Annotated in this window: 21 protein-coding genes; 7 read left to right on the forward strand and 14 right to left on the reverse strand. The window is 60.0% G+C overall.

Features of this window, described 5'->3' with window-relative positions; translation table 11 throughout:
* Positions 1–409: 409 nt before the first annotated feature.
* Entirely contained in the window at positions 410–1,321 is a 912-nt protein-coding gene (locus tag OP496_RS04920) for a LysR family transcriptional regulator (protein ID WP_280562392.1), read from the reverse strand.
* Positions 1,322–1,551: 230 nt separating this feature from the next.
* On the opposite strand from OP496_RS04920, the gene OP496_RS04925 reads away from it, so the two are divergent.
* Positions 1,552–2,604, forward strand: coding sequence for an SDR family oxidoreductase (locus OP496_RS04925; RefSeq protein WP_280562393.1), 1,053 nt, complete (start codon positions 1,552–1,554; stop codon positions 2,602–2,604).
* 168 nt (positions 2,605–2,772) lie between these two features.
* Entirely contained in the window at positions 2,773–3,321 is a 549-nt protein-coding gene (gene gmhB, locus OP496_RS04930) for a D-glycero-beta-D-manno-heptose 1,7-bisphosphate 7-phosphatase (protein ID WP_348521998.1), read from the forward strand.
* Positions 3,322–3,497: 176 nt separating this feature from the next.
* On the opposite strand, the gene gyrB is transcribed toward gmhB, so the two are convergent.
* The 4 genes from gyrB to dnaA form a co-directional block, all read right to left on the reverse strand.
* The gene (gene gyrB, locus OP496_RS04935) at positions 3,498–5,915 is read right to left on the reverse strand and encodes a DNA topoisomerase (ATP-hydrolyzing) subunit B (protein WP_280562395.1); all 2,418 of its coding nucleotides are present in this window, start codon (positions 5,913–5,915) and stop codon (positions 3,498–3,500) included.
* Positions 5,916–5,934: 19 nt separating this feature from the next.
* Entirely contained in the window at positions 5,935–7,020 is a 1,086-nt protein-coding gene (recF, locus tag OP496_RS04940) for a DNA replication/repair protein RecF (RefSeq protein ID WP_280562396.1), read from the reverse strand.
* Between the two features lie 101 nt (positions 7,021–7,121).
* Complete coding sequence (gene dnaN / locus OP496_RS04945; protein WP_247620941.1) at positions 7,122–8,225, reverse strand: DNA polymerase III subunit beta; 1,104 nt, start codon at positions 8,223–8,225, stop codon at positions 7,122–7,124.
* Between the two features lie 49 nt (positions 8,226–8,274).
* Positions 8,275–9,762: a chromosomal replication initiator protein DnaA gene (gene dnaA, locus OP496_RS04950; RefSeq protein WP_280562398.1), complete on the reverse strand. Its 1,488-nt coding sequence runs from the start codon at positions 9,760–9,762 to the stop codon at positions 8,275–8,277.
* A gap of 575 nt (positions 9,763–10,337) precedes the next feature.
* Between dnaA and rpmH the strand changes: the two genes are divergently transcribed.
* From rpmH to mnmE, 4 genes are all read left to right on the forward strand, one after another.
* Positions 10,338–10,472 carry a 50S ribosomal protein L34 gene (rpmH, locus tag OP496_RS04955; protein ID WP_280562399.1) on the forward strand — a complete coding sequence of 45 codons (135 nt, stop codon included), beginning with the start codon at positions 10,338–10,340 and terminating at the stop codon, positions 10,470–10,472.
* Positions 10,473–10,483: 11 nt separating this feature from the next.
* Positions 10,484–10,870, forward strand: a complete 387-nt coding sequence (gene rnpA / locus OP496_RS04960; protein WP_280562400.1) for a ribonuclease P protein component — start codon at positions 10,484–10,486, stop codon at positions 10,868–10,870.
* Positions 10,871–10,953: 83 nt separating this feature from the next.
* Positions 10,954–12,651, forward strand: coding sequence for a membrane protein insertase YidC (gene yidC, locus OP496_RS04965; protein WP_280562401.1), 1,698 nt, complete (start codon positions 10,954–10,956; stop codon positions 12,649–12,651).
* A 102-nt stretch (positions 12,652–12,753) separates the two neighbouring features.
* Complete coding sequence (mnmE, locus tag OP496_RS04970; RefSeq protein ID WP_280562403.1) at positions 12,754–14,130, forward strand: tRNA uridine-5-carboxymethylaminomethyl(34) synthesis GTPase MnmE; 1,377 nt, start codon at positions 12,754–12,756, stop codon at positions 14,128–14,130.
* Positions 14,131–14,160: 30 nt separating this feature from the next.
* On the opposite strand, the gene rlmJ is transcribed toward mnmE, so the two are convergent.
* From rlmJ to rdgB, 4 genes are all read right to left on the reverse strand, one after another.
* Complete coding sequence (gene rlmJ / locus OP496_RS04975; protein WP_280562404.1) at positions 14,161–15,006, reverse strand: 23S rRNA (adenine(2030)-N(6))-methyltransferase RlmJ; 846 nt, start codon at positions 15,004–15,006, stop codon at positions 14,161–14,163.
* Between the two features lie 107 nt (positions 15,007–15,113).
* The gene (locus tag OP496_RS04980; RefSeq protein WP_280562405.1) at positions 15,114–15,794 is read right to left on the reverse strand and encodes an OmpA family protein; all 681 of its coding nucleotides are present in this window, start codon (positions 15,792–15,794) and stop codon (positions 15,114–15,116) included.
* A 69-nt stretch (positions 15,795–15,863) separates the two neighbouring features.
* A complete protein-coding gene (gene hemW, locus OP496_RS04985; RefSeq protein ID WP_280562406.1) occupies positions 15,864–17,033 on the reverse strand; it encodes a radical SAM family heme chaperone HemW in 1,170 nt (389 codons plus the stop codon).
* On the reverse strand, positions 17,030–17,635 hold the full coding sequence (gene rdgB / locus OP496_RS04990) for an RdgB/HAM1 family non-canonical purine NTP pyrophosphatase (RefSeq protein WP_280562648.1): 606 nt from the start codon (positions 17,633–17,635) through the stop codon (positions 17,030–17,032). Before rdgB ends, hemW begins: the two co-directional genes overlap by 4 nt.
* A gap of 430 nt (positions 17,636–18,065) precedes the next feature.
* Here rdgB and OP496_RS04995 point away from each other — a divergent pair, with 430 nt between their 5' ends.
* On the forward strand, positions 18,066–18,749 hold the full coding sequence (locus OP496_RS04995) for a LuxR C-terminal-related transcriptional regulator (RefSeq protein ID WP_280562407.1): 684 nt from the start codon (positions 18,066–18,068) through the stop codon (positions 18,747–18,749).
* A 167-nt stretch (positions 18,750–18,916) separates the two neighbouring features.
* On the opposite strand, the gene OP496_RS05000 is transcribed toward OP496_RS04995, so the two are convergent.
* The 5 genes from OP496_RS05000 to OP496_RS05020 form a co-directional block, all read right to left on the reverse strand.
* Complete coding sequence (locus tag OP496_RS05000; RefSeq protein WP_280562408.1) at positions 18,917–20,482, reverse strand: bifunctional aminoglycoside phosphotransferase/ATP-binding protein; 1,566 nt, start codon at positions 20,480–20,482, stop codon at positions 18,917–18,919.
* Between the two features lie 50 nt (positions 20,483–20,532).
* Complete coding sequence (hemL, locus tag OP496_RS05005; protein ID WP_280562409.1) at positions 20,533–21,822, reverse strand: glutamate-1-semialdehyde 2,1-aminomutase; 1,290 nt, start codon at positions 21,820–21,822, stop codon at positions 20,533–20,535.
* Between the two features lie 84 nt (positions 21,823–21,906).
* Positions 21,907–22,563: a thiamine phosphate synthase gene (gene thiE, locus OP496_RS05010; protein WP_280562410.1), complete on the reverse strand. Its 657-nt coding sequence runs from the start codon at positions 22,561–22,563 to the stop codon at positions 21,907–21,909.
* A complete protein-coding gene (locus OP496_RS05015; protein WP_280562411.1) occupies positions 22,560–23,384 on the reverse strand; it encodes a hydroxymethylpyrimidine/phosphomethylpyrimidine kinase in 825 nt (274 codons plus the stop codon). Before OP496_RS05015 ends, thiE begins: the two co-directional genes overlap by 4 nt.
* A complete protein-coding gene (locus OP496_RS05020) occupies positions 23,384–23,815 on the reverse strand; it encodes a CopD family protein (RefSeq protein WP_280562412.1) in 432 nt (143 codons plus the stop codon). The genes OP496_RS05015 and OP496_RS05020 overlap by 1 nt, the downstream gene beginning before the upstream one ends.
* Positions 23,816–23,831 lie beyond the last annotated feature (16 nt).

The following is a 23,831-nucleotide window of genomic DNA, read 5'->3' on the forward strand; positions in this document are numbered from 1 at the left end:
CGCATCATCATGATGGCAGCTCGGTCTTCAGCAGTAAGGTGGCGATAGCAGTAGTTCATGGCAACACGGTACCTGATGGGTTACGTGTTGCACTTGGTCATTGAGACCGCCAACATCGTGCCTACCGGCATTTTATCTTCCTCGCCGGATCGACTCCCCTTGGGCAACAATTGGATTTGTTTCACGTGAAACATGGCGCTCCAGATTTAGCGCCGAGAATATGCCTCTTCTCTCTTCTCTCTTCTCTCTTCTCTCTTCTCTCTTCTCTCTTCTCTCTTCTCTCTTCTCTCTTCTCTCTTCCGCTCGTAGCTCGTAGCTCGTAGCTCGTAGCTCGTAGCTCGACGATTGTTCCACGTGAAACAATCTCACAGGAACATCGCGCCGGTTGCAGTCGTTCCGTGCTCTCTGCCTATCCTCGCCTGCCTTCCCCGTCGGCCTCACGGAACCACTGCTTGAGCCAAGCCACCAGGGCCTCCAGCCGCTGGGGACGATAGCGGTCCCGTGCCATCAGCGCATGCATCCCCGAGGACAGCGGCATGAAGTCATCCAGCACGCTTTCCAGCGTGCCCTCCGCCAGCGCCTCGCGGATATCGCCAGACGACTTGAGGATCACCCCCGCCCCCTCCATCGCCCAGCGTCTCAGCAGCGCGCCGGAGTTGGAACGCAGCGAGCCGCTCACCGGCACGCTCAGGGCTCGGCCGCCTTCCTGAAACCGCCAGGGGAGCTGCGGCTCGCCGTCCCGCGTCAGCACCAGGCAGTCGTGTTCAAGCAGGTCCCGGGGGTGCGCCGGGCGTCCGCGGCGCCCCCAGTAGTCCGGGGAGGCGACCACTCGTCGCTCATCATCGCCGAGCGGCACGCCGATCAGGGCGCTATCAGGTAGCGGGCCGACCCGGATCGCCAAGTCGATGCCCCGCCCCACCCCTCGCGACAGGCCGTCGCTAAGATGCAGTTCGAGCGACACTCGCGGATGTCGGCGCTGGAAGGCCAGAAGCGCCGGCCCGATGCGACGCTCGCCGAGATCGTGGGGCGCCGTCACCACGATCTCGCCCGACAGCGCCGCCTGGCGGCGATGCATGCGATCCTCGGCCTGCTCCATCGCCGCGACGGCCTCGCGGCAGCCCTGCAGGAAGGCCGCGCCTTCTTCGGTCAGCGACAGCACCCGGGTGGTGCGGTTGAGCAGAGTCACCCCGAGGCGCTGCTCGAGCCGCTTGAGCCGGTGGCTGGCCGACGACAGGGCCATGCCCTGCTGATGGGCAGCCGCCGACAGGCTGCCGGACTCAACGGTGGCGATGAAGAGCCGGAAGGTAAGCAGTTCGTCCATTCTTCGCCTATTTCGAAGAGTGATTTCGTCATGCGAGTGTATATTGAACAGCCGCCACCGGCGAAGATGAGCGTAGACTCATCGTCAAAGGAGGCAAACAGATGCAACACTTCGCCAATCAGACCCTCTCATCGTGGGCGGCGGCCGCCGCATCGCCCTGAGCGATACCTGACCCGCCCCATGGCACACAACCCACTGATCGCCATTCTGCTACATGACATGGAGGCTCCATGAGCCAGCCCATCAAGGCCCTGATCGCCGGTGCCAGCGGCATCATCGGCCACGGCGTGCACCGCGCCCTCGACGCCTCGGACAACACGGTCCGGAGCCTGGCACGCCATCCGATCGAAGGTATGGAGACGCTGTGCGTCGACCTGACCGATCCCGAGACCACGCGCCGGGTAGTGGCCGAACAGGCCGCCGACACGACGCATCTGTTCTACGCGGCCCTGTCTCCGGACGACGACCTCGCCGTGGAGGCCGAGCGCAACGCGGCGATGCTCGAGAATTTGCTGGACGCCCTCGAGGCCGCCGGCGCGCCGCTGACCCGCGTGGTCATCTACCAAGGCTTCAAAATCTACGGCATCCACCTGGGCGCCAAGGTGCCGACACCCGCCCGGGAGGACGATCCCAGTCACCTGCCGCCCAACCTCTATCAGGCGCAGGAGGCCATCCTCACCGAACGTGCCCGGAAGGCCGACTGGGATCACGTCGTCCTGCGCCCGGACCTGATGATCGACGGCAACGTGCACGGCAACCCCATGAACATCGCGGTGGTCATCGGCGTCTTCGCCGCCCTGTCTCGCGAGCTGGGTGTGCCGATGCGCTATCCCGGCACCGAGGCCGCCTATCGCGTGTTGATGCAGTTCACCGACGCCGACCTGCTTGGCGATGTCAGCGCCTGGGCGGCGACTACCGAGGGCATCGCCGGCGAAGCCTTCAACATCACCAACGGCGACGTCTTCCGTTGGGAACGTCTGTGGCCGGAGGCCGCCGCCCACCTGGGCCTCGACAGCGCCTCGCCGGTGCCAATCCCTATGGCCCAGCACATGGCCGACAAGCAGGCGGTGTGGGAGCGCATCGCCCACCGCCACGGCCTGGTGGAGGATCGTCTCGACCGGCTGGTGGGCTGGGGCTTCGGTGACTTCATTTTCCGCACCGAAACCGACGTCATCTCCGACGTCAACAAGATCTATCGCTACGGCTTCACGCCGCGCTGCGACTCCCGGGAGCGGCTGCTGCATGCCCTGGATCGGCTGCGCGAGCGGCGGGTGATTCCCTGACGCCTCGCCGGGCTCCTCGCCCGCCGGGCATGGCGAATCGACGACATGTTCCACGTGAAACACGGGGCCGGATCTAACGTCCGGCCTCGTTCGCATCATGCCTCCCCTGCTTGGCAACGGATGTTCCACATGAAACACTACCGCTCCCGACCTATACCGGAGCGCGCCATGACGCCCGCCGTGACGCTCGTCATCCTCGATCGCGATGGCGTAATCAATCAGGACTCCGACGACTACGTGAAGTCGCTCGACGAGTTCCTCCCCTACCCTCAAGCCATCGAGGCCATTGCACGTCTGTCGCAAGCCGGCTGGACAGTGGCGGTAGCCACCAATCAATCGGGTATCGCACGTGGTTATTTCGATGTAGCCACCCTCGAGGCGATGCATGCCAAGATGCAAGAGCTGGTGAACGCCGCAGGCGGGAAAATCGATCACATCGCCTATTGCCCGCATGGGCCCGATGACGGCTGCTCTTGCCGCAAGCCCCTGCCAGGACTTCTAAACGGCATCCGCGACGTACTGAAGTTGGAAACACTTGAGGGTGCCTGGATGGTGGGCGATAGCCTACGCGATCTACAGGCCGGCGATGCTGCGGGATGCCAAAGCTCGCTGGTACGCACGGGGAAGGGAGCACACACCGAGCAGAAGGGTGAAGGGCTCGATCATGCACGTGTTTTCGATGATCTTGCCGCCTTCACCGACTGGCTTCTCTGCTGAGAAAAAATCGGCTTCTTGCCGCTTACCCTGAGCGCGTCGGCATAAATGCCCGCCGCCCCACAAAAAAGCTGGCAACGTCGCTTGACGTTGCCAGCCTCTCGTACACCTGCTCATCGAGTGCAAGGACGCTTCATCATGAATGTTCCACGTGAAACATCGCCTACCCGGTATTTCCGTTAAATATCCAAATTGGCGACCAGCGCATTGCGCTCGATAAAGTCACGACGTGGCTCAACTTCATCGCCCATCAAGGTGTTGAACATCATGTCAGACGCCACGGCATCCTCGATGGAAACGCGCAGCATCCGGCGAGAATTGGGATCCATAGTGGTTTCCCACAGCTGCTCGGGATTCATCTCGCCCAACCCCTTGTAGCGCTGAACGCTCAAGCCACGCTGGGCCTCGCTCATCAGCCATTCGAGCGCTTCGTAGAAGGTTTCTACCGAACGCTGACGCTCACCACGTGCGACGTAAGCCCCGTCGTCGAGCAATCCATCCAGCGTTTCGCCCAAAGCGGTCATGGCGCGGTAATCGGCGCTGCGGAAGAAATCGACGCCCCACACGTAGTCGGTCGTAACCCCATGCGCCGTCAGTGATACGCAGGGTAGATAAACACCGCGCTCGCCGTCTTCCTGAAGATGGAAGGTGTAACGCGGGCCGCCCTCATAGGCGATGAGATTGTCCATTTCGCGTTGCAGATGATCGATCCAGTGCTGCATGGTCTCGCGGTCCTTGAGGCTATCGCTCTCAAGCCTTGCGGTATGCACGATCTTACGCAGCACGAAGTTGGGGTAAACCCGCGAGAGGCGGTCGATACGTCGCATGACATCGCGATATTCACTGACCAGGGCCTCGAGCTGCTCGTTGGCGATACCTGGCGCGTCGGCATTGACGTAAAGGCGCGCTCCATCCAGCGCTGTCGTGGTCAAATAATCCGTCAGCGCCTGTTCATCCTTGAGATAGGTTTCCTGCTTGCCACGCTTGATCTTATAAAGCGGCGGCTGGGCGATGAACACATGGCCACGTTCGATCAGTTCCGGCATCTGCCGGAAGAAGAAAGTCAACAGCAGCGTGCGAATATGCGAACCGTCGACATCGGCATCCGTCATGATGATGATCGAATAGTAGCGCAACTTGTCGGGATTGAACTCCTCGCGCCCAATGCCACACCCCAATGCCGTGATCAGCGTGCCTACCTCCGCAGACGACAGCATCTTGTCGAAGCGCGCTTTCTCGACGTTCAGGATTTTGCCCTTGAGCGGCAGGATCGCCTGGGTGCGTCGGTCGCGCCCTTGCTTGGCGCTGCCACCGGCCGAGTCGCCCTCGACCAGATAAAGCTCCGACAAGCTTGGATCTTTCTCCTGGCAATCAGCCAGTTTGCCCGGTAGCCCGGCGATATCCAATGCGCCCTTGCGGCGTGTCATATCGCGCGCCTTACGTGCAGCCTCGCGAGCACGTGCGGCGTCGAGCATCTTGTTGACGATGGCCTTGGCCTCGTTGGGCCGCTCCACCAGATAAGCGCTCAGCTGACGCCCCATCTCCTGCTCTACCGCCGTCTTGACCTCGGATGACACCAGCTTTTCCTTGGTCTGCGACGAGAACTTGGGATCAGGCACCTTGACTGACACGATCGCCGTCAACCCTTCCCGCGCATCGTCACCGGCCGTGTTGACCTTGGCTTTTTTCAGCAGCCCTTCGGTTTCGATGTAGTGATTGAGCGTACGTGTCAGGGCGGCACGGAAACCGGCCAGATGCGTGCCACCATCGCTCTGCGGAATGTTGTTGGTGTAGCAGAAAATATTCTCGGAGAAGGTATCATTCCACTGCAGAGCCATTTCAACGCCAATGCCATCTTCGCGCTGCGTTTCGAAGTGGAAAACGGGGTTCAACGTCGCCTTGTTGGTATTCAGGTGATCGACGAAGGCCCGCAGCCCCCCTTCATAGTGGAACAACTCTTCCGCGCCTGAGCGCTCATCGGTCAGCCGAATCGCCACACCAGAGTTGAGGAACGATAGTTCACGCAAGCGCTTGGCCAGGATATCGTAGTGAAACTCGATATTGGCGAAGGTTTCGGTCGACGGCTTGAAGTTGACCTGGGTCCCGCTCTTCTCGGTCTTTCCCACTACGTCCAGGGGTGACTCGGGCACACCATGATGATAGATCTGTTCATAAACCTGACCGGCGCGCCACACCGTGAGCTTGAGCTCTTCGGAAAGCGCGTTGACGACGGAAATGCCAACGCCGTGCAGACCACCCGAGACTTTATAAGAGTTGTCATCGAACTTGCCGCCGGCATGCAGCACCGTCATGATGACCTCCGCCGCCGAGACATTCTCCTCCGAATGCATATCAGTCGGAATGCCACGCCCATTATCACTGACGGTGACAGACTCATCGGGGTGGATCACCACGCGAATCTCGCTGCAGTGTCCCGCGAGCGCTTCGTCGATTGAGTTATCCACCAGCTCGAAGACCATATGATGCAGGCCCGTGCCATCATCGGTATCGCCGATGTACATGCCGGGGCGCTTGCGTACTGCATCCAGGCCTTTGAGAACCTTGATGCTCGATGAGTCGTAAGCTTGTTCGCTCATTGCCTACTCCGTCGTGAAGTCATTCCGTGAGCAGTCGCCCGTGTTCCACGTGAAACATCGCGACATCCGTTTCCGACTGCCATGCATTCTCGAGCGCACTGCGCTCGACTCCGGTAATAAAGACCTGGCAGTGCAAGCGCGCCAGCCAATGACAAAAGATCTGCCGATGCGAAACATCAAGCTCGGCAGCCAGGTCATCGATCAGGTAAACGCAGGTACGCCCCGTCAGTTCCTCCAGCAAGCGCCCTTGGGCTAATTTCAGCGCACTCACTACCAACTTTTGCTGCCCGCGCGATAGTTCTTCCACTGCAGCGCGCTTGCCAATACGCAAACGCAAGTCGGCACGTTGTGGCCCCTGCTGGGTAAAGCCCATTTGTCGATCGGTATCCCGACCGTTTTCGAGCACGTCCAGCAACCCACGTTGTTTATCCCATCCGCGGTAATAGCGAAGAGATAAACCGGAAAGCGGCAACAACTCATGCAATGTCGCTTCGAATGTCTTGGCGAATTGCGCCATGTAGTCGCTGCGCAAGAGGTCGAGTTGTTCACTCCAATGCGCCAACTCTTGCTCCCAGACACGCATCGATCGTAAGTCGATTCTATCATGTCTGAGCAGGGCATTCCGATGTTTCAGGGCGCGTCTTACCCGCCGCCATGCTTCGAAGAACTCATGTTTCACGTGAAACACACCCCAATCCAGAAACTCACGCCGAGCCGCAGGCGCACCCTCCAACAGGCGAAATGCATCGGGGTTGATCAGTTGCAGGGGAAGCGTTTCCGCCAAGCGCGCCACGCGAATACCGCGCTCGCCATCGAGACGAATTTCCAACTCGGCGGCATCGCGTGCTCGACGAACGCCCAACGACACCGGCGGATCACCCGCCAGGCGACCATGCAAGGTGACGGCATCGGCGTCGTGGGTGATCGCGTGCTTGAGCTTCTGGGTGCGGAACGAGCGCGCCATCCCCAGCATATGTACGCCTTCCAACAAACTGGTCTTGCCACTGCCATTGGCACCGGTCACCAGATTGATCCCCGGCGCGGGGCGCATATCGAGTGCTGCCAGGTTACGCAAACCTAGGAAATTGAGGCGTTCGAGGGGCATAAGGGGATCGGAGGCAGCATGCCATCTCGGACGCGGTTAGCAATGCCGGCGTGAACCGACCGCGCCCGAGACGTACTTGAGTGAAAGAGCAGCGCAGGCGATCAGAGGCGCATCGGCATGACCACATACATGGCATCGCCACCGCCCGGTTCTTCCAGCAGCGCACTGCTGTTGGGATCGGAAAGCGTCATTTGTACGCGATCGGCATCGAGCACGCCGAGCACATCCACGAGATAGCCGACATTGAAACCTACTTCCAAGGTGTCGCCCTCGTATTCGATGGCCACATTTTCCTCGGCTTCTTCCTGCTCGGGGTTGTTGGCCGTCACACGCAGATTGTGCTCTTCAAGATTGAGCCGGACCCCACGATATTTCTCGTTGGAGAGAATCGCGGTACGCGACAACACCTGACGCAACTCGCCACGCTCGGCGATAACGACCTTATCACCACCCCGCGGGACCACTCGCTCGTAATCGGGGAACTTGCCGTCAACCAGCTTGGAGGTAAAGGTGAAATCCCCGGTCTGCGCACGCAGATGAGTGCCACCGATGGTGAGTTCCACCGGTTCATCGCTGCCATCCAGCAAACGCGCCAATTCGAGAATGCCCTTGCGCGGCACGATGAGCTTCTGCGACGGCTCGACGTCGACCTCGGCGCTACGTGCACACACCGCCAAACGGTGGCCATCGGTCGCCACCGTACGCACCAAATGATGACCGAACTCGAGCAGCATGCCGTTCAGGTAGTAACGCACATCCTGCTGCGCCATGGCGAACGAGGTCGCATCGATCAAGTGCTTGAGTGTGCCACGCGTCAAGGTCAAGGTCGTATCGCTTTGACTTCCCTCGATATTCGGGAATTCCGCCACCGGCAACGTCGACAAGGTGAAGCGTGAACGCCCTGCACGTAGCACCGCACGCCCCTCTTCGAGCGTGAAGGTGATATCGGTCCGCTCGGGCAGTGACTTGCAGATATCCATTAGTTTGCGCGCCGGCACTGTCGCCGACCCCGGTTCGTCAACGTGATGCGGGGCCGTACGGCCGATCAGTTCGACTTCGAGGTCCGTCCCGGTCAGTGCCAGTTGCGTGTCGCGTACCTCGAGCAGCACATTGGACAGCACCGGCAGGGTCTGACGACGCTCAACGACGCCGGCGACCAGCGACAGTGGACGCAAAAGGTCTTCGCGGGTGATGGTAAATCTCATGGGCTCCACTCTCGTCCTGGGGTCCAAGGGAATATTCTGGCCGCCATGCTCAACTGGTCAGCAGCCGCAACAGGTTCTTGTAATCCTCGCGGATATCCGCGCTTTCTTCCTTGAGTGTTTCCACCTTTCGGCAGGCATGCAGCACCGTAGTGTGATCGCGCCCCCCGAAAGCATCGCCGATCTCGGGCAAGCTGTGGTTGGTCAATTCCTTGGCCAAGGCCATGGCGACCTGGCGCGGACGCGCCACTGAACGCGAACGACGCTTGGAGAGAAGATCGGCCAGCTTGATCTTATAATACTCCGCCACCGTGCGCTGAATGTTGTCGACGCCGACCTGTTTGTCCTGCAGGGCCAGCAGGTCCTTGAGCGACTCACGAATGAAATCTTGGGTGATCGGCTTGCCCATGAAGTGCGAGTCGGCGATGACCTTCTTCAACGCCCCTTCCAGTTCACGCACGTTGGAGCGGATCTTCTGTGCGATGAAGAACGCTGCATCGTGCGGCAAGTCGACCTTGGCCTGGTCGGCCTTTTTCATCAGGATAGCCACGCGAGTTTCCAGCTCAGGCGGCTCAATGGCCACCGTCAGTCCCCAGCCGAAGCGCGACTTGAGGCGTTCTTCTACCCCGCTGATTTCCTTGGGGTAGCGATCCGAGGTAAGGATCATTTGCTGACCGCCCTCAAGCAACGCATTGAACGTATGGAAGAATTCTTCCTGCGAGCGCTCCTTGCCGGCGAAAAATTGGATGTCGTCGATCAGCAGTGCGTCCACGCTGCGATAGAAACGCTTGAAATCGTTGATGGCGTTGAGCTGCAGCGCCTTGACCATATCAGCCACGAAACGCTCTGAGTGAAGGTAAACCACCTTGGCTTTGTCCCGCTGGCCGGCCAGATGATTGCCTACCGCATGCATGAGGTGCGTCTTACCCAAGCCAACACCACCGTACAGGAACAACGGATTGTAGGCACCACCGGGATTTTCGGACACCTGGCGCGAAGCAGCACGCGCGAGCTGGTTCGATTTACCCTCGACGAAGGTTTCAAAGGTAAAATTAGGATTGAGCCCACTCTGGTGCTTGAGGCTCCCTTCCACCTGCACCTGACGTTCGCCACCATCCCGGCGCGAGGAATCCTCGCGCTCACGCATGCGATCGATTTCCTGTTCATCCGCATAATCGCCCTGGGCTCTCGGTGCATGCACGGCGGGCGGCGTCTCTGGGGGACGCGAGGTATTCATGGACGCCGCCGATACCGGTGCCCCCAGATCACGCGGCGATGACATCGCCACGTTGCGGCGGCTGCCGACCGTCAGCTGCACCTTGGGCGGCTTGCTGGAGGCAAGCTCCCTCAGCAACTCATTGATACGCTTCAGGTATTTATCATTGACCCAGTCACGCACGAAGCGGTTGGGCGCCAGCAGACACAGCTCGTTGGCGTCACCGTCCTCCGCCTGCAAAGGGCGAATCCAGGTGTTGAACTGCTGAGAGCTCAACTCATCCTGAAGAAAGTTGAGGCATTGCTGCCAGAGAGCGACCGACACACGACCTCACCTAGCGTTGATGAATGGCCGACTATTGTATCGTTCGACGCCCGGGTTATCCACATGGATGCCGAGTCTCTTTTCCTGTGGAAAACCCTATCCCTAACTCAGCGCACAACGTGCCTGTGAAACATGGAGATATCGCAGGGTGTGGAGAAACCATCACTTACCCACAATGCTACCGACAGCTTCTCCGCCTTTTCCCCACAGATTCAAGAACATCTCATGTTATTGTTAATAAATGTACAAATATAGTTATCCACAAACAAGCCCTACTATTCATAACAACATCAGTTAGTAAGATCTTAACAATTATGATAGCTATATCGTTTGTCCAAGGGCAGGCCGACAAGTGACGAGCGTCAAACAAACATCCGCTCGGACCGACTACCTCAGCACATGCCGAGGCCCCGCCGCCGTAACAAAACAGGTGTGGATAAAAGCGCCGGAAAAATTGCACCTGCCCCTGGGATTCACTAGAATTGCCGGTCTTGAGCCGAATACCGCCTGGTGCAAGCGTACCGGGCTCTTCAGTTTCAAATCGTTTCCAAACAACCACGTGAGAATTCGCAGCTATGAAGCGCACTTTTCAACCGAGCGTCCTAAAGCGCAAGCGCATGCACGGCTTCCGTGCTCGCATGGCCACCCAGAGCGGCCGCCAGGTGCTGGCACGTCGTCGCGCCAAAGGTCGCAAGCGTCTGAGCGCCTGACTGGACAACGAATGTCCGATCAGGGCTTTCCCCGGCGGCGGCGACTGCTAACCGCCGGGGACTATCAGCACGTCTTCGCTCATGCGTCCTTCAAGGTGCACGGCAAGGGCCTTTTGATGCTTGCGCGTCCCAATGCTCTCGGTGAACCGCGAGTGGGGCTCGTATTCAGCAAGAAGAACGTACGTCGTGCTGTCGACCGTAACCGTCTGAAACGCCTCGTCCGTGAATCCTTTCGTCTCCAGCAGCACCATCTCCCCGCCGTAGATATCATCGTTCTCGCTCGGCGTGGGGCTCATGAGCTGGATAACGATACCTTGCATCGCCAACTGCACGGCATGTGGCGACGCCTGGAAAAAGACGTACGCAAGCAGTCGGTCTCGTCCACGCCATCCCCTTGATCGGCATTTCTCCGCCACGTTTCACCGTGGCCGCAGTGCCGGTCGGGACGTGACGTCAGAATGTATCACCGGGCAGAATCCTTATGGACGTAAAACGACTCCTACTCGTCATCCCGCTCGCGGTACTCGCGTATCTACTGGTCATTCAGTGGAACGGAGATTATGGGCAAAACAGCGTCGAGCAACGCGCACCTGAAAGCGTTACCCAGGATACGTCCGAGAGTAACGCCGACAGCGACAGCCTCTCGGTTCCCACGTCCAACAGCGGCGGTAACAGTGCCTCATCGCAAGAGGCCGCCGACATGCCTGGCGCGGACGGGCAAACCAACTCGGACAGCTTAATCAAGGTACGCACCGATACACTGGATATTCGCATCGATCCTAGTGGCGGTGATGTCGTCTATGCTGCGCTACCCAAGCACCATGAGTCCTTGAATAGCGAGCAACCCTTCGTGCTCCTCAGCGACAACAACGTGCGTAGCTACGTTGCCAAGTCGGGGCTCCAATTGGAGGGGCATGATGGGCGCATCGATTTCTCTTCCGAGCAAATGCAATATTCGCTCGGCGACGATCAAGACAGCCTGAGCGTCGACCTCACAGCCGAGGTCAATGGCGCGGACATCATCAAGCGTTATACCTTCGATCGCGATAGTTACGCGGTCAATGTCGAGTACCTGCTCGATAATCAGAGCGAAACGCCTATCACCGCGCGTTTCGTCGGCCAGCTTGCTCGCGACAATAGCGCCGACCCCAGCCAGGGCGGCGGCCCTATGAGCATGAAGTCGTTCCTCGGCGCGACCTTCTCCACGCAAGAAAGCAATTACGAGAAGATCGACTTCGATGACATTCGTGAAGGCAACTTCAAGAATGTCGAGTCCGAGGGTGGCTGGGTCGCCATGATTCAGCACTACTTTACCTCGGCGTGGGTTCCGGTGCAGAGCCAAGAGAATCTTTATTACGCCAATATCGATTCCCGTGATCGCAATGTCGCCGCATTTGCCGGCCCCTCTCAGCAGCTCCAGCCCGGCAATGAAACCACTCTGGCCGCGACGCTCTACATGGGTCCCAAGATTCAGGACCGCCTGGAATCCATCGCGCCGCACCTGGAACTGACCGTCGATTTCGGTTGGTTATGGTTCATCGCCAATCCGCTGTTCTGGCTGCTGGCGAAGATCCATGGCCTGATCGGTAACTGGGGCTGGTCGATCGTACTGCTCACGGTCGTCGTGAAGATCGTGCTCTTCCCGCTCTCCGCCAAGGCCTACAAGTCGATGGCGAAGATGCGCAAGATGGGCCCGGAGATGAAGCGCATCAAGGAGCAGTACGGCGACGATCGACAGAAGATGTCGCAGGAGATGATGAAGTTCTACCAGAAGGAGAAGATCAATCCTCTGGGGGGCTGCCTGCCCATCGTCGTGCAGATGCCAGTCTTCATCGCCTTGTACTGGATGTTGCTGGAATCCGTGGAATTGCGTCATGCACCCTTCATGCTGTGGATAAATGACCTTTCAGCCCAGGATCCCTACTTCATCCTGCCGATCATCATGGGCGCCTCGATGTTCGTTCAGCAGTTGCTGAATCCGACACCGCCGGATCCCATGCAGGCCAAGATCATGAAGATGTTGCCCGTGGTCTTCACGTTCTTCTTCCTGTGGTTCCCGGCCGGCCTGGTGATCTACTGGATCTGCAACAACGTCATTTCGATCCTTCAGCAGTGGATCATCACGCGCAAGATCGAAAGTGACGGCGAAACGGGAAAAGCCAGTAAAGCCAAGAGCTGACGGCCCTTTCCGTTTACCACCCGATCAGACCCCCGCTTCGGCGGGGGTCTGGCGTTTTGGGTCTACCATCGGGACAATACCGGCAACCAGTCGGAGAACGACATGACCGCCACGCCGCTCTATCGCCAGGACACCATCGCCGCCATCGCCACGCCCCCCGGACGTGGCGGGGTCGGCATCGTACGCATCTCGGGTCCCGCCAGCCGTAAGCTGGCCGAGGGTTTCCTCGGCCATTGCCCGACCCCGCGTCACGCATATTACGGCCCCTTTGGCAATGCCAATGGCGATGTCATCGACGAAGGGATCGCGCTCTTCTTCCCCGGGCCTCATTCCTTCACCGGCGAGGATGTTCTCGAGCTGCAAGGGCACGGCGGGCCGGTGATCATGGACCTACTCCTCGAGCGCTGTGTCACGCTGGGCGCCCGCCTGGCACGCCCTGGTGAGTTTTCCGAACGCGCCTTCCTCAACGACAAGCTCGATCTGGCCCAGGCCGAGGCCATCGCCGACCTGATCGATGCCAGTTCCCGCGCCGCCGCCGAAAACGCCCTGCGCTCGCTGCAGGGTGAATTTTCGACGCGCGTCGCAGCGCTCGTCGACAAGCTGATCGAGTTGCGCATGTTCGTCGAAGCCGCCATCGACTTTCCCGAGGAGGAGATCGACTTCCTCGCCGACGGCAAGGTGGCAGCGATGCTCGACGAAGTGCACCGGACACTCGGCGAGGTGCGCGCCGCCGCCGGTCAGGGGGCACTGATGCGCGAAGGAATGAACGTGGTCATTGCCGGACGCCCCAATGCCGGCAAGTCGAGCCTGCTCAACGCGCTGACCGAGCGTGATAGCGCCATCGTCACCGACATCGAAGGCACTACCCGCGACGTACTGCGCGAATACATTCATCTGGATGGGATGCCACTGCACGTCATCGATACCGCCGGGTTGCGCGACACGCCGGATGCCATTGAAAAAATCGGGGTCGCCCGCGCCTGGGAAGAAATCGAGAAAGCCGACCGCGTACTGCTCTTGGTCGATGCGGCGACCACGACCCAGACCGACCCCATGCAGCTCTGGCCGGAATTCGTCGCACGCCTCCCCCACCCCGAGCGCTTGACGCTGGTGCGCAACAAGATCGATGAAAGCGGCGAGGATGCTGCGAGTGATTTATCCACAACCCCACCACTGGTGCGCATGTCCGCCATTACCGGAATGGGTGTGGATAACCTGAAGGATCATCTCAAGACGGTGATGGGCTTCGATGCCACCACCGAAGGACGCTTCTCGGCTCGGCGACGCCATCTCGACGCCCTCGACCGCGCCGGTCAGGCACTCGACAACGGCATCGCCCAGCTACAGGGGCACGGGGCTGGCGAACTCCTCGCCGAGGACCTCCGTGAAGCCCAGAATGCGCTCGCCGAAATCACCGGCGAATTCACTGCCGACGACCTGCTCGGCGAGATCTTCGGCAGCTTCTGCATCGGCAAGTGATTTTTTCCGCAGGCTAATGATCATCAGCACTCACTCCGGTACCCACCACTGCGATGCATGCGTCGCTTCGCCTCCCAGGCAGCGTACGACGCGCGCCAGGCTGTCATCGAGCTGCGTGTCCACACCCCAGGGCGGATTCAAGATCAGCATGCCACTACCATACATGCCATGCGTGGCATCAGCGGGCGGATGCATCAACAGCTCGCTGCGCCAGATCTTGCGTACGCCGCTGCGGCGGACGGCATCCAGCAACTCATGATGGCGTCCGCTGGGCAATAGCGGATACCAGATCAAGACGATAGCATGGCGCACCTTGGCGGCTACGGCCTGCAACGTCGCGGCAACATCAGCGTATTCTTGCTTGAGTTCATAGCTGGGGTCGATGAGCACACAAAGGCGCGGCGTCGCAGGCGGCAAAAAGGTACGCAGGCCTGCCAGCCCGTCCGCGTGGAGGCGTCGTGACTGGTCAGGCAACGCTTGGGCCTCGAGATGGCTTACCTCGCCTGGGTGAAGCTCGTATAGATCGAGCCGATCCTGCGCCCGACATGCCTGGGACAGCCACCAGGGCGAGCCCGGATAGTGGCTGAGCCGAGACGACGCTTGCACCGCGCCGAGACACTCGCACCATGGGCCCAGCAATGAGTCGTCGGCAAGGTGATCGCGTGCCGCCCAGAGGCTCGCCACGCCGTGGCGATACTCCTTGAGGCGCTGCGTCTCCTCGGCATCGAGGGAATACATCCCGCGTCCGGCATGCGTATCGACATACGTAACGGGCGAAGGTTTACGCAATAGATGGCGGAGAACGGCAAACACGGCGAGATGTTTGTGAACGTCGGCGAAATTGCCGGCGTGGTAGGCGTGCTGATAGGCGAGCATGAAAGGGTCCGAAACGACGTGAAGCGCGGGGAAGCCCACGTCAGGGGCACTGATGAACCTGGCAAGCCAGGCCGGCACGAACCGGCCTGGCGCGATGCCGTGGTCGCTTAGCTCTGCTGAGTAACAGGCGTCAGCGTGATTTCGACACGCCGATTCTGGGCGCGGCCACTTTCGGTATCGTTGCTGGCGACGGGTTGGCTTTCTCCGTGGCCGACCGTGGCGATACGATTGCCGGCGATGCCTCCCTGGCCGAGATAATCGGCCACGGACTGCGCGCGACGCTCCGACAGGCGCTGGTTGTAGTCGGCGCTACCGGTGCTGTCGGTGTAGCCTGCCACATTGATCCGTGTCTTGGGATACTCGCGCATGACGGCGGTGGCATCGTTGAGTGCCTGCCGTGCGGGCGTTTTAAGGTCGCTGGAGTCGACATCGAAGGTCACGCTGCTGGGCATGTTGAGGACAATGTTGTCGCCTTGACGATCGACCCCGATACCGGTTCCGTCGAGATCCTTGCGCAGCTTTTCTTCCTGGGCATCCATGTAGGCACCCACACCACCGCCGATGGCTGCCCCGGCAGTAGCCCCAATCAACGCACGGTCACGGGTGCTGCTGCCGCCGTCCCCGGTCAGCGCCCCGGCAATCGCCCCCACAGCAGCGCCGATGCCCGCACCACCGAATGTCTTGCCATGATCACTCTGTTGGCCGCCAGTTTGCGCATTATTGCTCGCACAACCCGTGACACCCATCACCAGAGCCAGCGGAATCGCCATCCATATCGAGCGTTGCATGCGTCCTTTCTCCTTAACTATAAATGCGTTCGAAAAACGTTGTAGCGTTCCTGCTATCGCAGCGTTTTATCACTGCTCATCGCACAGCGCGAGCAGATCGTTCAAGAATAACAGCCCGTGAGGCGATGCCTGTAGGCGCTGCGCCGAGTCGCGCAGCAACCCTTTGGCCTGGGCTTCTTCAAGTCGAGCGTCGAGAAGTGTATCAGGCAAACCGCTTCGCTCGCGCCAATAATGTCGCGGAACGCCCTCGGTAAGACGCAGGGCATTCATCAAAAACTCCAGCGGCAGATCCTGCGTTTCGAGAGCACGTCGCCCAGCGACGAAACCGCGCGGATCCTGTGTACGGCGCAGATAGGCTTCCGGTTGACGCACCTTCCAGCGTCTCTCGATGGCCAAGCTGCCATCGGGCTGCCAAGCGCTCAGCTTGCCATGCGCCCCGGCCCCGATGCCGAGATAGTCGCCGAACGTCCAGTAGTTGAGGTTGTGGCGCGCCTGGCGATCGGGACACGTGTAGGCGGAAATCTCGTAGCGTTGATAACCCGCGGCCTCGAGCCGCGCATGCCCAGCTTCCTGGATATCGCACAGAACGTCTTCATCGGGCAAGCGCGGAGGCTGTGAATAGAATTCGGTGTTGGGCTCGAGCGTGAGCTGATACCAGGAGATATGCTCGGGCGCCAATGCCAACGCCTGATCGATATCTGCTAGAGCATCTTCCAGACCCTGCTCGGGAAGACCGTGCATCAGATCGAGATTGATGTTATCGAACCCCGCCGCACGCGCGTTGCGCAGCGCCTGAGCGGCTTCATCACCGCCATGAATGCGCCCCAGGCGCTCGAGCTGGCGAGACTGGAAACTCTGAACCCCCAGTGACAGGCGATTGATGCCCGCCTCGCGATACGCCGCAAAGCGGTCGTGTTCCACGGTGCCGGGATTGGCTTCGAGGGTGATCTCGATATCCGAGGCGAACGGTAAGCGTGATTCTATCGCCTGCAACAGACGCCGATACGCCGCACCGCTCAGCAGGCTGGGCGTGCCACCACCGATGAAGATGCTCACCAGCTCGCGGCCGCAGGCCAGCGCCAACTCCGCATCCAGATCGGCGATCAGGGCATCGACATAAGCGCGTTCGGGAAGCGTTCGATCATAGCCCACGCCATGCGAGTTGAAATCGCAATATGGGCATTTGCGCACGCACCAGGGCACATGCACGTAGAGCGACAAGGGAGGCAGGGTCGTCATGAGTCGGCAGACAATTGAGCGAGCAGCGCGGTCATGGCACGGCCTCGATGGCTGAGTCGGTTCTTGTCCTCGGCGGGCATCTCCGCAGCACTCATGCCGCGTTCCGGCACCCAGAAGAGCGAATCGTAACCGAATCCGCCCTCACCCCGCGGATGCGCCAGGATTTCTCCTTCCCAGGCGCACTGCACGATATGCGGCACCGGGTCCTCGGCGTGACGCAAGTATATCAGTACGCACCAGAACCGCGCGGTGCGCTGTCCTTCCGGTACCGCGTCGAGGACATCCAGGAGCTTGCGATTGTTGGCGACATCATCCTTGGGTTCGCCCGCGAAACGCGCCGAGTAAATCCCCGGCGCCCCATGCAAGGCGTCGACCTCCAGTCCCGAATCGTCGGCGAGAGCGGGACATCCGCTTACCCGCGAGGCTTCGCGGGCCTTGAGCAGGGCGTTCTCGACGAACGTCAGGCCGGTTTCCTCGACCTCGGTCACGGCGAAGTCGTGTTGGAGGCGTATTTCCAGCCCCAAGGGGCCCAGCAAGTGCTGGAATTCACGCAACTTGCCAGCATTGCCACTGGCCAGTACCAGGGTCTTTCGATCCGCCATCATGCATACTCCTTGTCGCTCGGCCACTCATTCTACGGGCCGCTCTACGGTCAGGAAACCACTCTGACCATTAATTCATATATGTTTGAAAACAATATGTTAATGACGCAAATGATATTTCTCATACTTTTGAGCTGCTCTTTGTCTAATATAAATTAGCGGCATGACTGAAATTTCTCTTCCCCCATCCGTGCCGCGCTCATCGAAAGATCTGCGAGCCTCGCCCAACCACTTGATGAGACTCTAGAATTATAAAAGGTTATAAAAAATAAAGGACCATATTCTTTTAAGGTTTAAGATGCCGAGATTACTATCTATTTACAAAGGGCGTATCTCGGATAAGGCTTGAAGGCAATTCGGCATGAAATCGGCCATGAGAAAGTCGGGAGATGCCACTGATAATGTCTCACACAACACCGGGATGAAACGCATGAGCATGGAAAATACAAGGGTTCTGATGGTCACCGACTGCAATCCGCAGTCGCAGCTGTTCATCGATTACATTCGCCAGCAGCTCGATTGCCAGGTCTCGGCATTGAGCACTCAGGAAAGCTTCGAGCCGCCCACGGACTGCAAGGTCGTGGTATTGCTGGATGCCGACCATGTCGACGAAAACTGCATGCATCTATGGAACAGCCGCGCCAGCGAAAGTCCGGAAATGATCCTGGCAGCTTTCAATCTGCGTGACGACGAGCATGCGGCGGAGTTACTGATCAGTCTGCATCTACAGGGCGTCTTTTACCGCCAGGACAATCTGCTGTTGATCTGCAAAGGCATCGCTAAGCTGCTCGATGGCGATCTATGGATGTCGCGCAACCTCATGACACGCCTGATCGACTTCTATCGCCGCCAACAGCTCAATGCGTATCGTCCGGTATGTGGATTGACCCACCGTGAGCTGGAGATCATCGGCTTGCTGGGCACCGGCGCATCCAACACCGAAATCGCCGATCAGCTTTTCGTCAGCGAGCATACCGTCAAGTCGCATCTCTACAATATCTTCCGCAAGATCAAGGTTCACAACCGCATTCAGGCCATGAACTGGGCGCGCCAGAACCTCGGTGCGCCGCCCATGGTCTCGCTGCGCAGCACCCGCAAGGCGCGTACGTCTTGACCTCCAGCAGTACCGAAAAAAGCGCCGCTCCAGAGAGCGGCGCAATATCACGAGACGCACATCACCCACACGCCATGCGGCAACGTGACGACCCTAACCACCCCTTGAGCATAAAGGGAGTACATGACAAGCCCATGACGCAGCCACGACAGAAAGTTAACGGCGTCTCAATTGAGCTGGATACGCTCCTGAATCATCGACACCAGGGTACGATTGGCATCCGGTGCCGTGGTATCGAGATGGACCAGGTGGCTCAATTCATCGTCGGCGAAGGGTTCGAAGCGTTCCAACTGGCGCTCGAGCACCTCAAGCCCCGCCTCGGAGGGATCTCCACCGCGCTGGGCACGCCTCTCGATGCGCGCGCGCAGAGTCGCGTCATCCGCTTCGAAACTCACCAGCAACACCGGCAGCCCACGACGTTCGGCTTCGAAGCACAGTAACGTACGCTGGGCGCGCGTCAGGCAGGTAGCATCGACACAAGCCGGCAGCCCTGACTCCAGCAAGACCCCTGCCAGTTCGGCGAGACGCTCATAGGTACGCTCAGTGGCCTGGGACGTATAGATATCGGCGCCATCGGCGGTGCTAGCTTGGGCCTCGAAGCCGTACAGTCGCTTGCGTTCGATGTCGGAACGCACCCGCACACCGCCCAGCCGCTGCACCATCTCGCCGGTGAAACGGCTCTTGCCACTGCCCGAGACCCCCACGCCCACGATCAGATACGGGAAGCGAAACTCGCTGTAACGCTCAGCCAGAGCAATGTAGTGCTGGTACTCAGCATATACTTCCTGACGTTCGTCAGACGTCAATTGTGGTTGGTGGTAATGCAGCATCGCCACCTTGGCTCGCACCAGCGCCCGATAAAGCTTGTAATAGGCAAGCAGGCGCACCAACTCGTAATCGCCGGAGAGTTCCAGATAGCGATTGAGCACGTGGTTGGCGAAGGCCTGTTCGCCGCGCGCCTCGAGATCCATCAACAAGAACGCCAGCTCGCAGCCGACATCGTTCCAGCGCAGTTCGGCGTTGAACTCCAGGCCGTCGAACAGCAGCGCGCGCCCCTCGAAATGCACTGCATTGCCAAGATGAATGTCACCGTGAAGCTCGCGCACGTAGCCTTCGCGCCAGCGCCGCTCGAATTCATGCTCGAGCCGCGCGAAGCTGTCCAGGCTCCAGGTCTCGAGTCGCGAGAGGCGTTCGCGTGCCTGGGTATCGTCGAGCCGCGTCTCGATCAAGCGAAACTCGCGGTCCAGCGTACGGCGCACGGTATCCGGCGAGCCCAGCGGACTATCGCCGCTGATACGCGGCGCGTCTTCGTGAAATGCCACCAACTGATCGACGAGATCGTCGAGCAGTTCTACCGAAAGCTCGCCACTGGCCTGCAGGGTGCTGAACAGATGACGGTTGCTGAACTGGCGCATCTTGACGGCATATTCGAACGGCGTGCCACTACCATCCAACCGTGGTGTCTCGGGCCTACCACTGATAGGCACCGTCTCCAGATACAACGCCGGGGCGAGCCGCCGATTGAGGCGCACTTCCTGTTCGCAGAGCCGGCGCCGCTTTTCGAGGGTGGAAAAGTCCAGAAAACTGCCGAAATCCAGCGGCTTCTTGATCTTGTACGCATAGTCACCGGTAAGAATGACCCAGGAAATATGGGTCTCGAACACCTCGACCTCGCCGATCGAGCGTCCAAATTCCTGGCCTTGACGCAATGCTTCGATCAATACCTGGCTCACTGAGCGTTCTCCCGCATCCTGTCGTTGCATCGCATCGTTCACTTGCCGTGTCAGGCCTGACCGAGGGTCGCCAATACCCGTTCGGCAGCGTCCAAGGTGGTCTGGATATCGGCCGCCGTATGCGCACTCGACATGAAGCCTGCCTCGAATGGCGAAGGTGCCAGATACACACCCTCCTCGAGCATGCCCAGGAAGAAGTGCCGGAAGGTATCGGCATCGCAGGCAGTGGCCTGGGAGAAATTATCGACGCGCCGCTGGGCCGTGAAGAAGACCCCGAACATGCCGCCCGCGCGCTGGGTGATCAAATCCACGCCGGCCGCCTCCGCACGGGCTTCCAGACCATCGCACAGCGTCGCCACGCGTTCGCCGAGCGCATCATGGAAGCTCGGTTCACGAATCTTCTCGAGCAGCGCAATCCCCGCCGCCATGGCCAGTGGATTGCCGGCCAGCGTACCCGCCTGATAGATCGGCCCTAAAGGCGAGACTTGCTCCATCAGCTCGCGCGCCCCGCCGAAGGCACCGACCGGCATGCCACCACCGACTATCTTGCCCAGGCACGTCAGGTCCGGGGTCACGCCGAAATGTGCCTGAGCACCGCCCAGTGCGACGCGAAAACCGGTCATCACCTCATCGAAGATCAGTACGCTGCCATGGGCATCGCACACCTCGCGCAGGCCCTTTAGGAAATCGGGCTGCGGCGGGATGCAGTTCATGTTCCCCGCCACCGGCTCGACGATGATACCGGCGATTTCATCACCCAGACGCGCGAAGCAGTCGCGCACCGCCTCGAGATCGTTATAGGGCAACGTCACGGTATGTTCGGCGAGAGAGGCCGGCACGCCGGGCGAACTGGGTTCGCCATGCGTCAGCGCACCGGAACCGGCCTTGACCAGCAGCGAGTCGGTATGCCCGTGGTAATTGCCTTCGAACTTGACGATCTTGTCGCGCCCGGTATATCCACGCGCCAGGCGAATCGCCGACATGGTGGCCTCAGTGCCCGAATTGACCATGCGCACCATGTCGATGGACGGCATGATCTCGCAGATCAGCTCCGCCATGCGTGTTTCGATGGCAGTCGGAGTGCCGAAGGACACCCCATCGTCGAGTCGCGCGCGTACCGCGCCCAGCACGTCGGGATCGGCGTGACCGGTAATCAACGGCCCCCAGGAACCGACATAATCAATGTAGCGCTGGCCTTCGACATCGTAGAGATAAGCGCCCTGGGCGCGCTCCACGAATACCGGTGCGCGCTCCATACCCTTGAAGGCACGCACGGGTGAATTCACACCGCCGGGGATGTGACGGCAAGCCTGCTCGAAGAGTTGTGCGGACGTGGTCATGACTTCCTCTGGCTGTGTCTGGCTAGAAATGTGGATAACTCTCTGGACAGGTCGAACAACTCTCCGCTCGAGCCTGTGGATAATTTATCGGTGTGCCGCATCGCCGAGACTCGCCTGCAATCCCTTGATGGCGATGGAAGGATCGTCGGCGCCGAAGACCGCATGCACCGTGGCCAGCAACTCCGCGCCGGCCTCCCGGGCTAGACGCATAGTGTGGACGTCGAGCCCGCCGATCGCCACACGCGGCAGGCCGAAACGCGCTGCGTCGCCGAGCAGCGTCAAGGGCGCTGGTGGCGCCTCGGGCTTGGTGCGCGAGACGAAGAAACGCCCGAAAGCCAGATAACTGGCGCCTTCGGCCGCCGCGCGCTCGGCCAGATCCAAGCGTGCGTGGCAGGTCGCGCCGATGATCGCTGTAGGTCCCAGGGCCTCGCGCGCAGCATCCAACGCGCCATCCTGCTGCCCCAGATGCACCCCGATAGTGGTGCCGAAACGCGCGCCCAGTCTCACCGCCAGGGCAATATCATCATTGACGATCAGTGGGACCCCGGCATCGTGGCAATATCCCGCCAGGGTCGCGGCCTGGCGCCAGCGCTTGTCGGCATCCACCGACTTGTCACGGTATTGCAGAAGCGCCGGCTCTGCGCTCAAGGCGCGCTCGCACGCCGCAAACAAGCGCTCATCGTCTGGCAAAAGCGTCGCATCGGTAATGGCGTAAATGCCGCGCGTCCAGTCCGCCGTCATGTCGCCTCGCTCTCGAAGGGCGGCAATCGCCACAAGCGATCGGGTAACGCTTGGCCATGCCCGGGACGTTGCGCATGCACCAGGCTATCCCACGCCACTCGCTGGGCCTGGCTGCAAGCCTCGATCAAGGAGTCGCCACACGCCAGGCGCGTAGCAAGCGAAGCCGCCAGGGTACATCCCGACCCATGATAGTCACCCGCTAGCCGCGGCCAGCGCCATTGGCGACTATTGTCGGGGGTATACAGGGTGTGGACAACCTCATCGCGCACGAACGTCTCATCTTCCCAAGCATCAGCACCAGTGACCAGAACCGCCTGCGCGCCCAGCGACATCAACTCCACCACTCGATCGACTTCGCTGCCGGAAGCCGTACTCAAACGCGCCAGTTCCTGACGATTGGGCGTCAAGATATCCACCAGCGGGAGCAGGCGTTCGCAGAACATCGATACAGTGTCATCGGGTGCCAGTGAGCTGCCGCCACCGGCACGCATCACCGGGTCGACGACCAATGGTAAATGGGGATGCGCGCTCACCACGGCGATGACCGCCTCGAGGGATGCACTATCGGCAATCAGCCCCACCTTGATGGCGCTGATCTCGATATCCGCGAACAAGGCCTCGCAGGCGCTTTCGATACTCTCGCGCGAACATGGCATGACGCGCTGTACGTCACGCGTGGTCTGCACCGTCAGCGCGGTGGGTACGGTCAACGGCCAGCCTCCGCAGGCGCGAATAGCTTCGGCATCGGCGGTAAGCCCCGCCCCACCGGTGGGATCATGCCCCGCAAGCACCAGCACCGCCGGCAATCTTGGCGTCGCCATCAAAACGGCTGGAACACGACGAGCAGGACGATAGCCAGCAGCAGCACAATGGGAATGCCATTGAAAGCCTTGAAGAATGACGCGCTCTTATGACAGCGCGAGGCCGCGAATCGCTTGAGGTAGGCCAGACACACATGATGGTAGCCGATCAAACATGCCACCAGCAGAAGCTTGACATGAAACGAGCCATTACTCATGACGCTCGGCACCAGATAGATCAGCAGCCCGCCCAGAACGATCACCGCGATCATCGCTGGCAGCATGATGCCCTTGTAGAGACGCTGCTCCATGGTCAGAAAATAGCCTATTGCCTGTTCATCGCCATGGTCGCGCGCCTGGGCGTGATAGACGAACAGTCGGGGGAGAAAGAAAAGCGCCGCGAACCAGGTCATGACGGCAACCAGATGCAGCGATAAGATCCAATGATACATGGCGATTCCTTAATGC

Source organism: Chromohalobacter sp. 48-RD10 (assembly GCF_029889785.1).
In the GTDB taxonomy this organism is placed as follows: Bacteria; Pseudomonadota; Gammaproteobacteria; order Pseudomonadales; family Halomonadaceae; genus Chromohalobacter.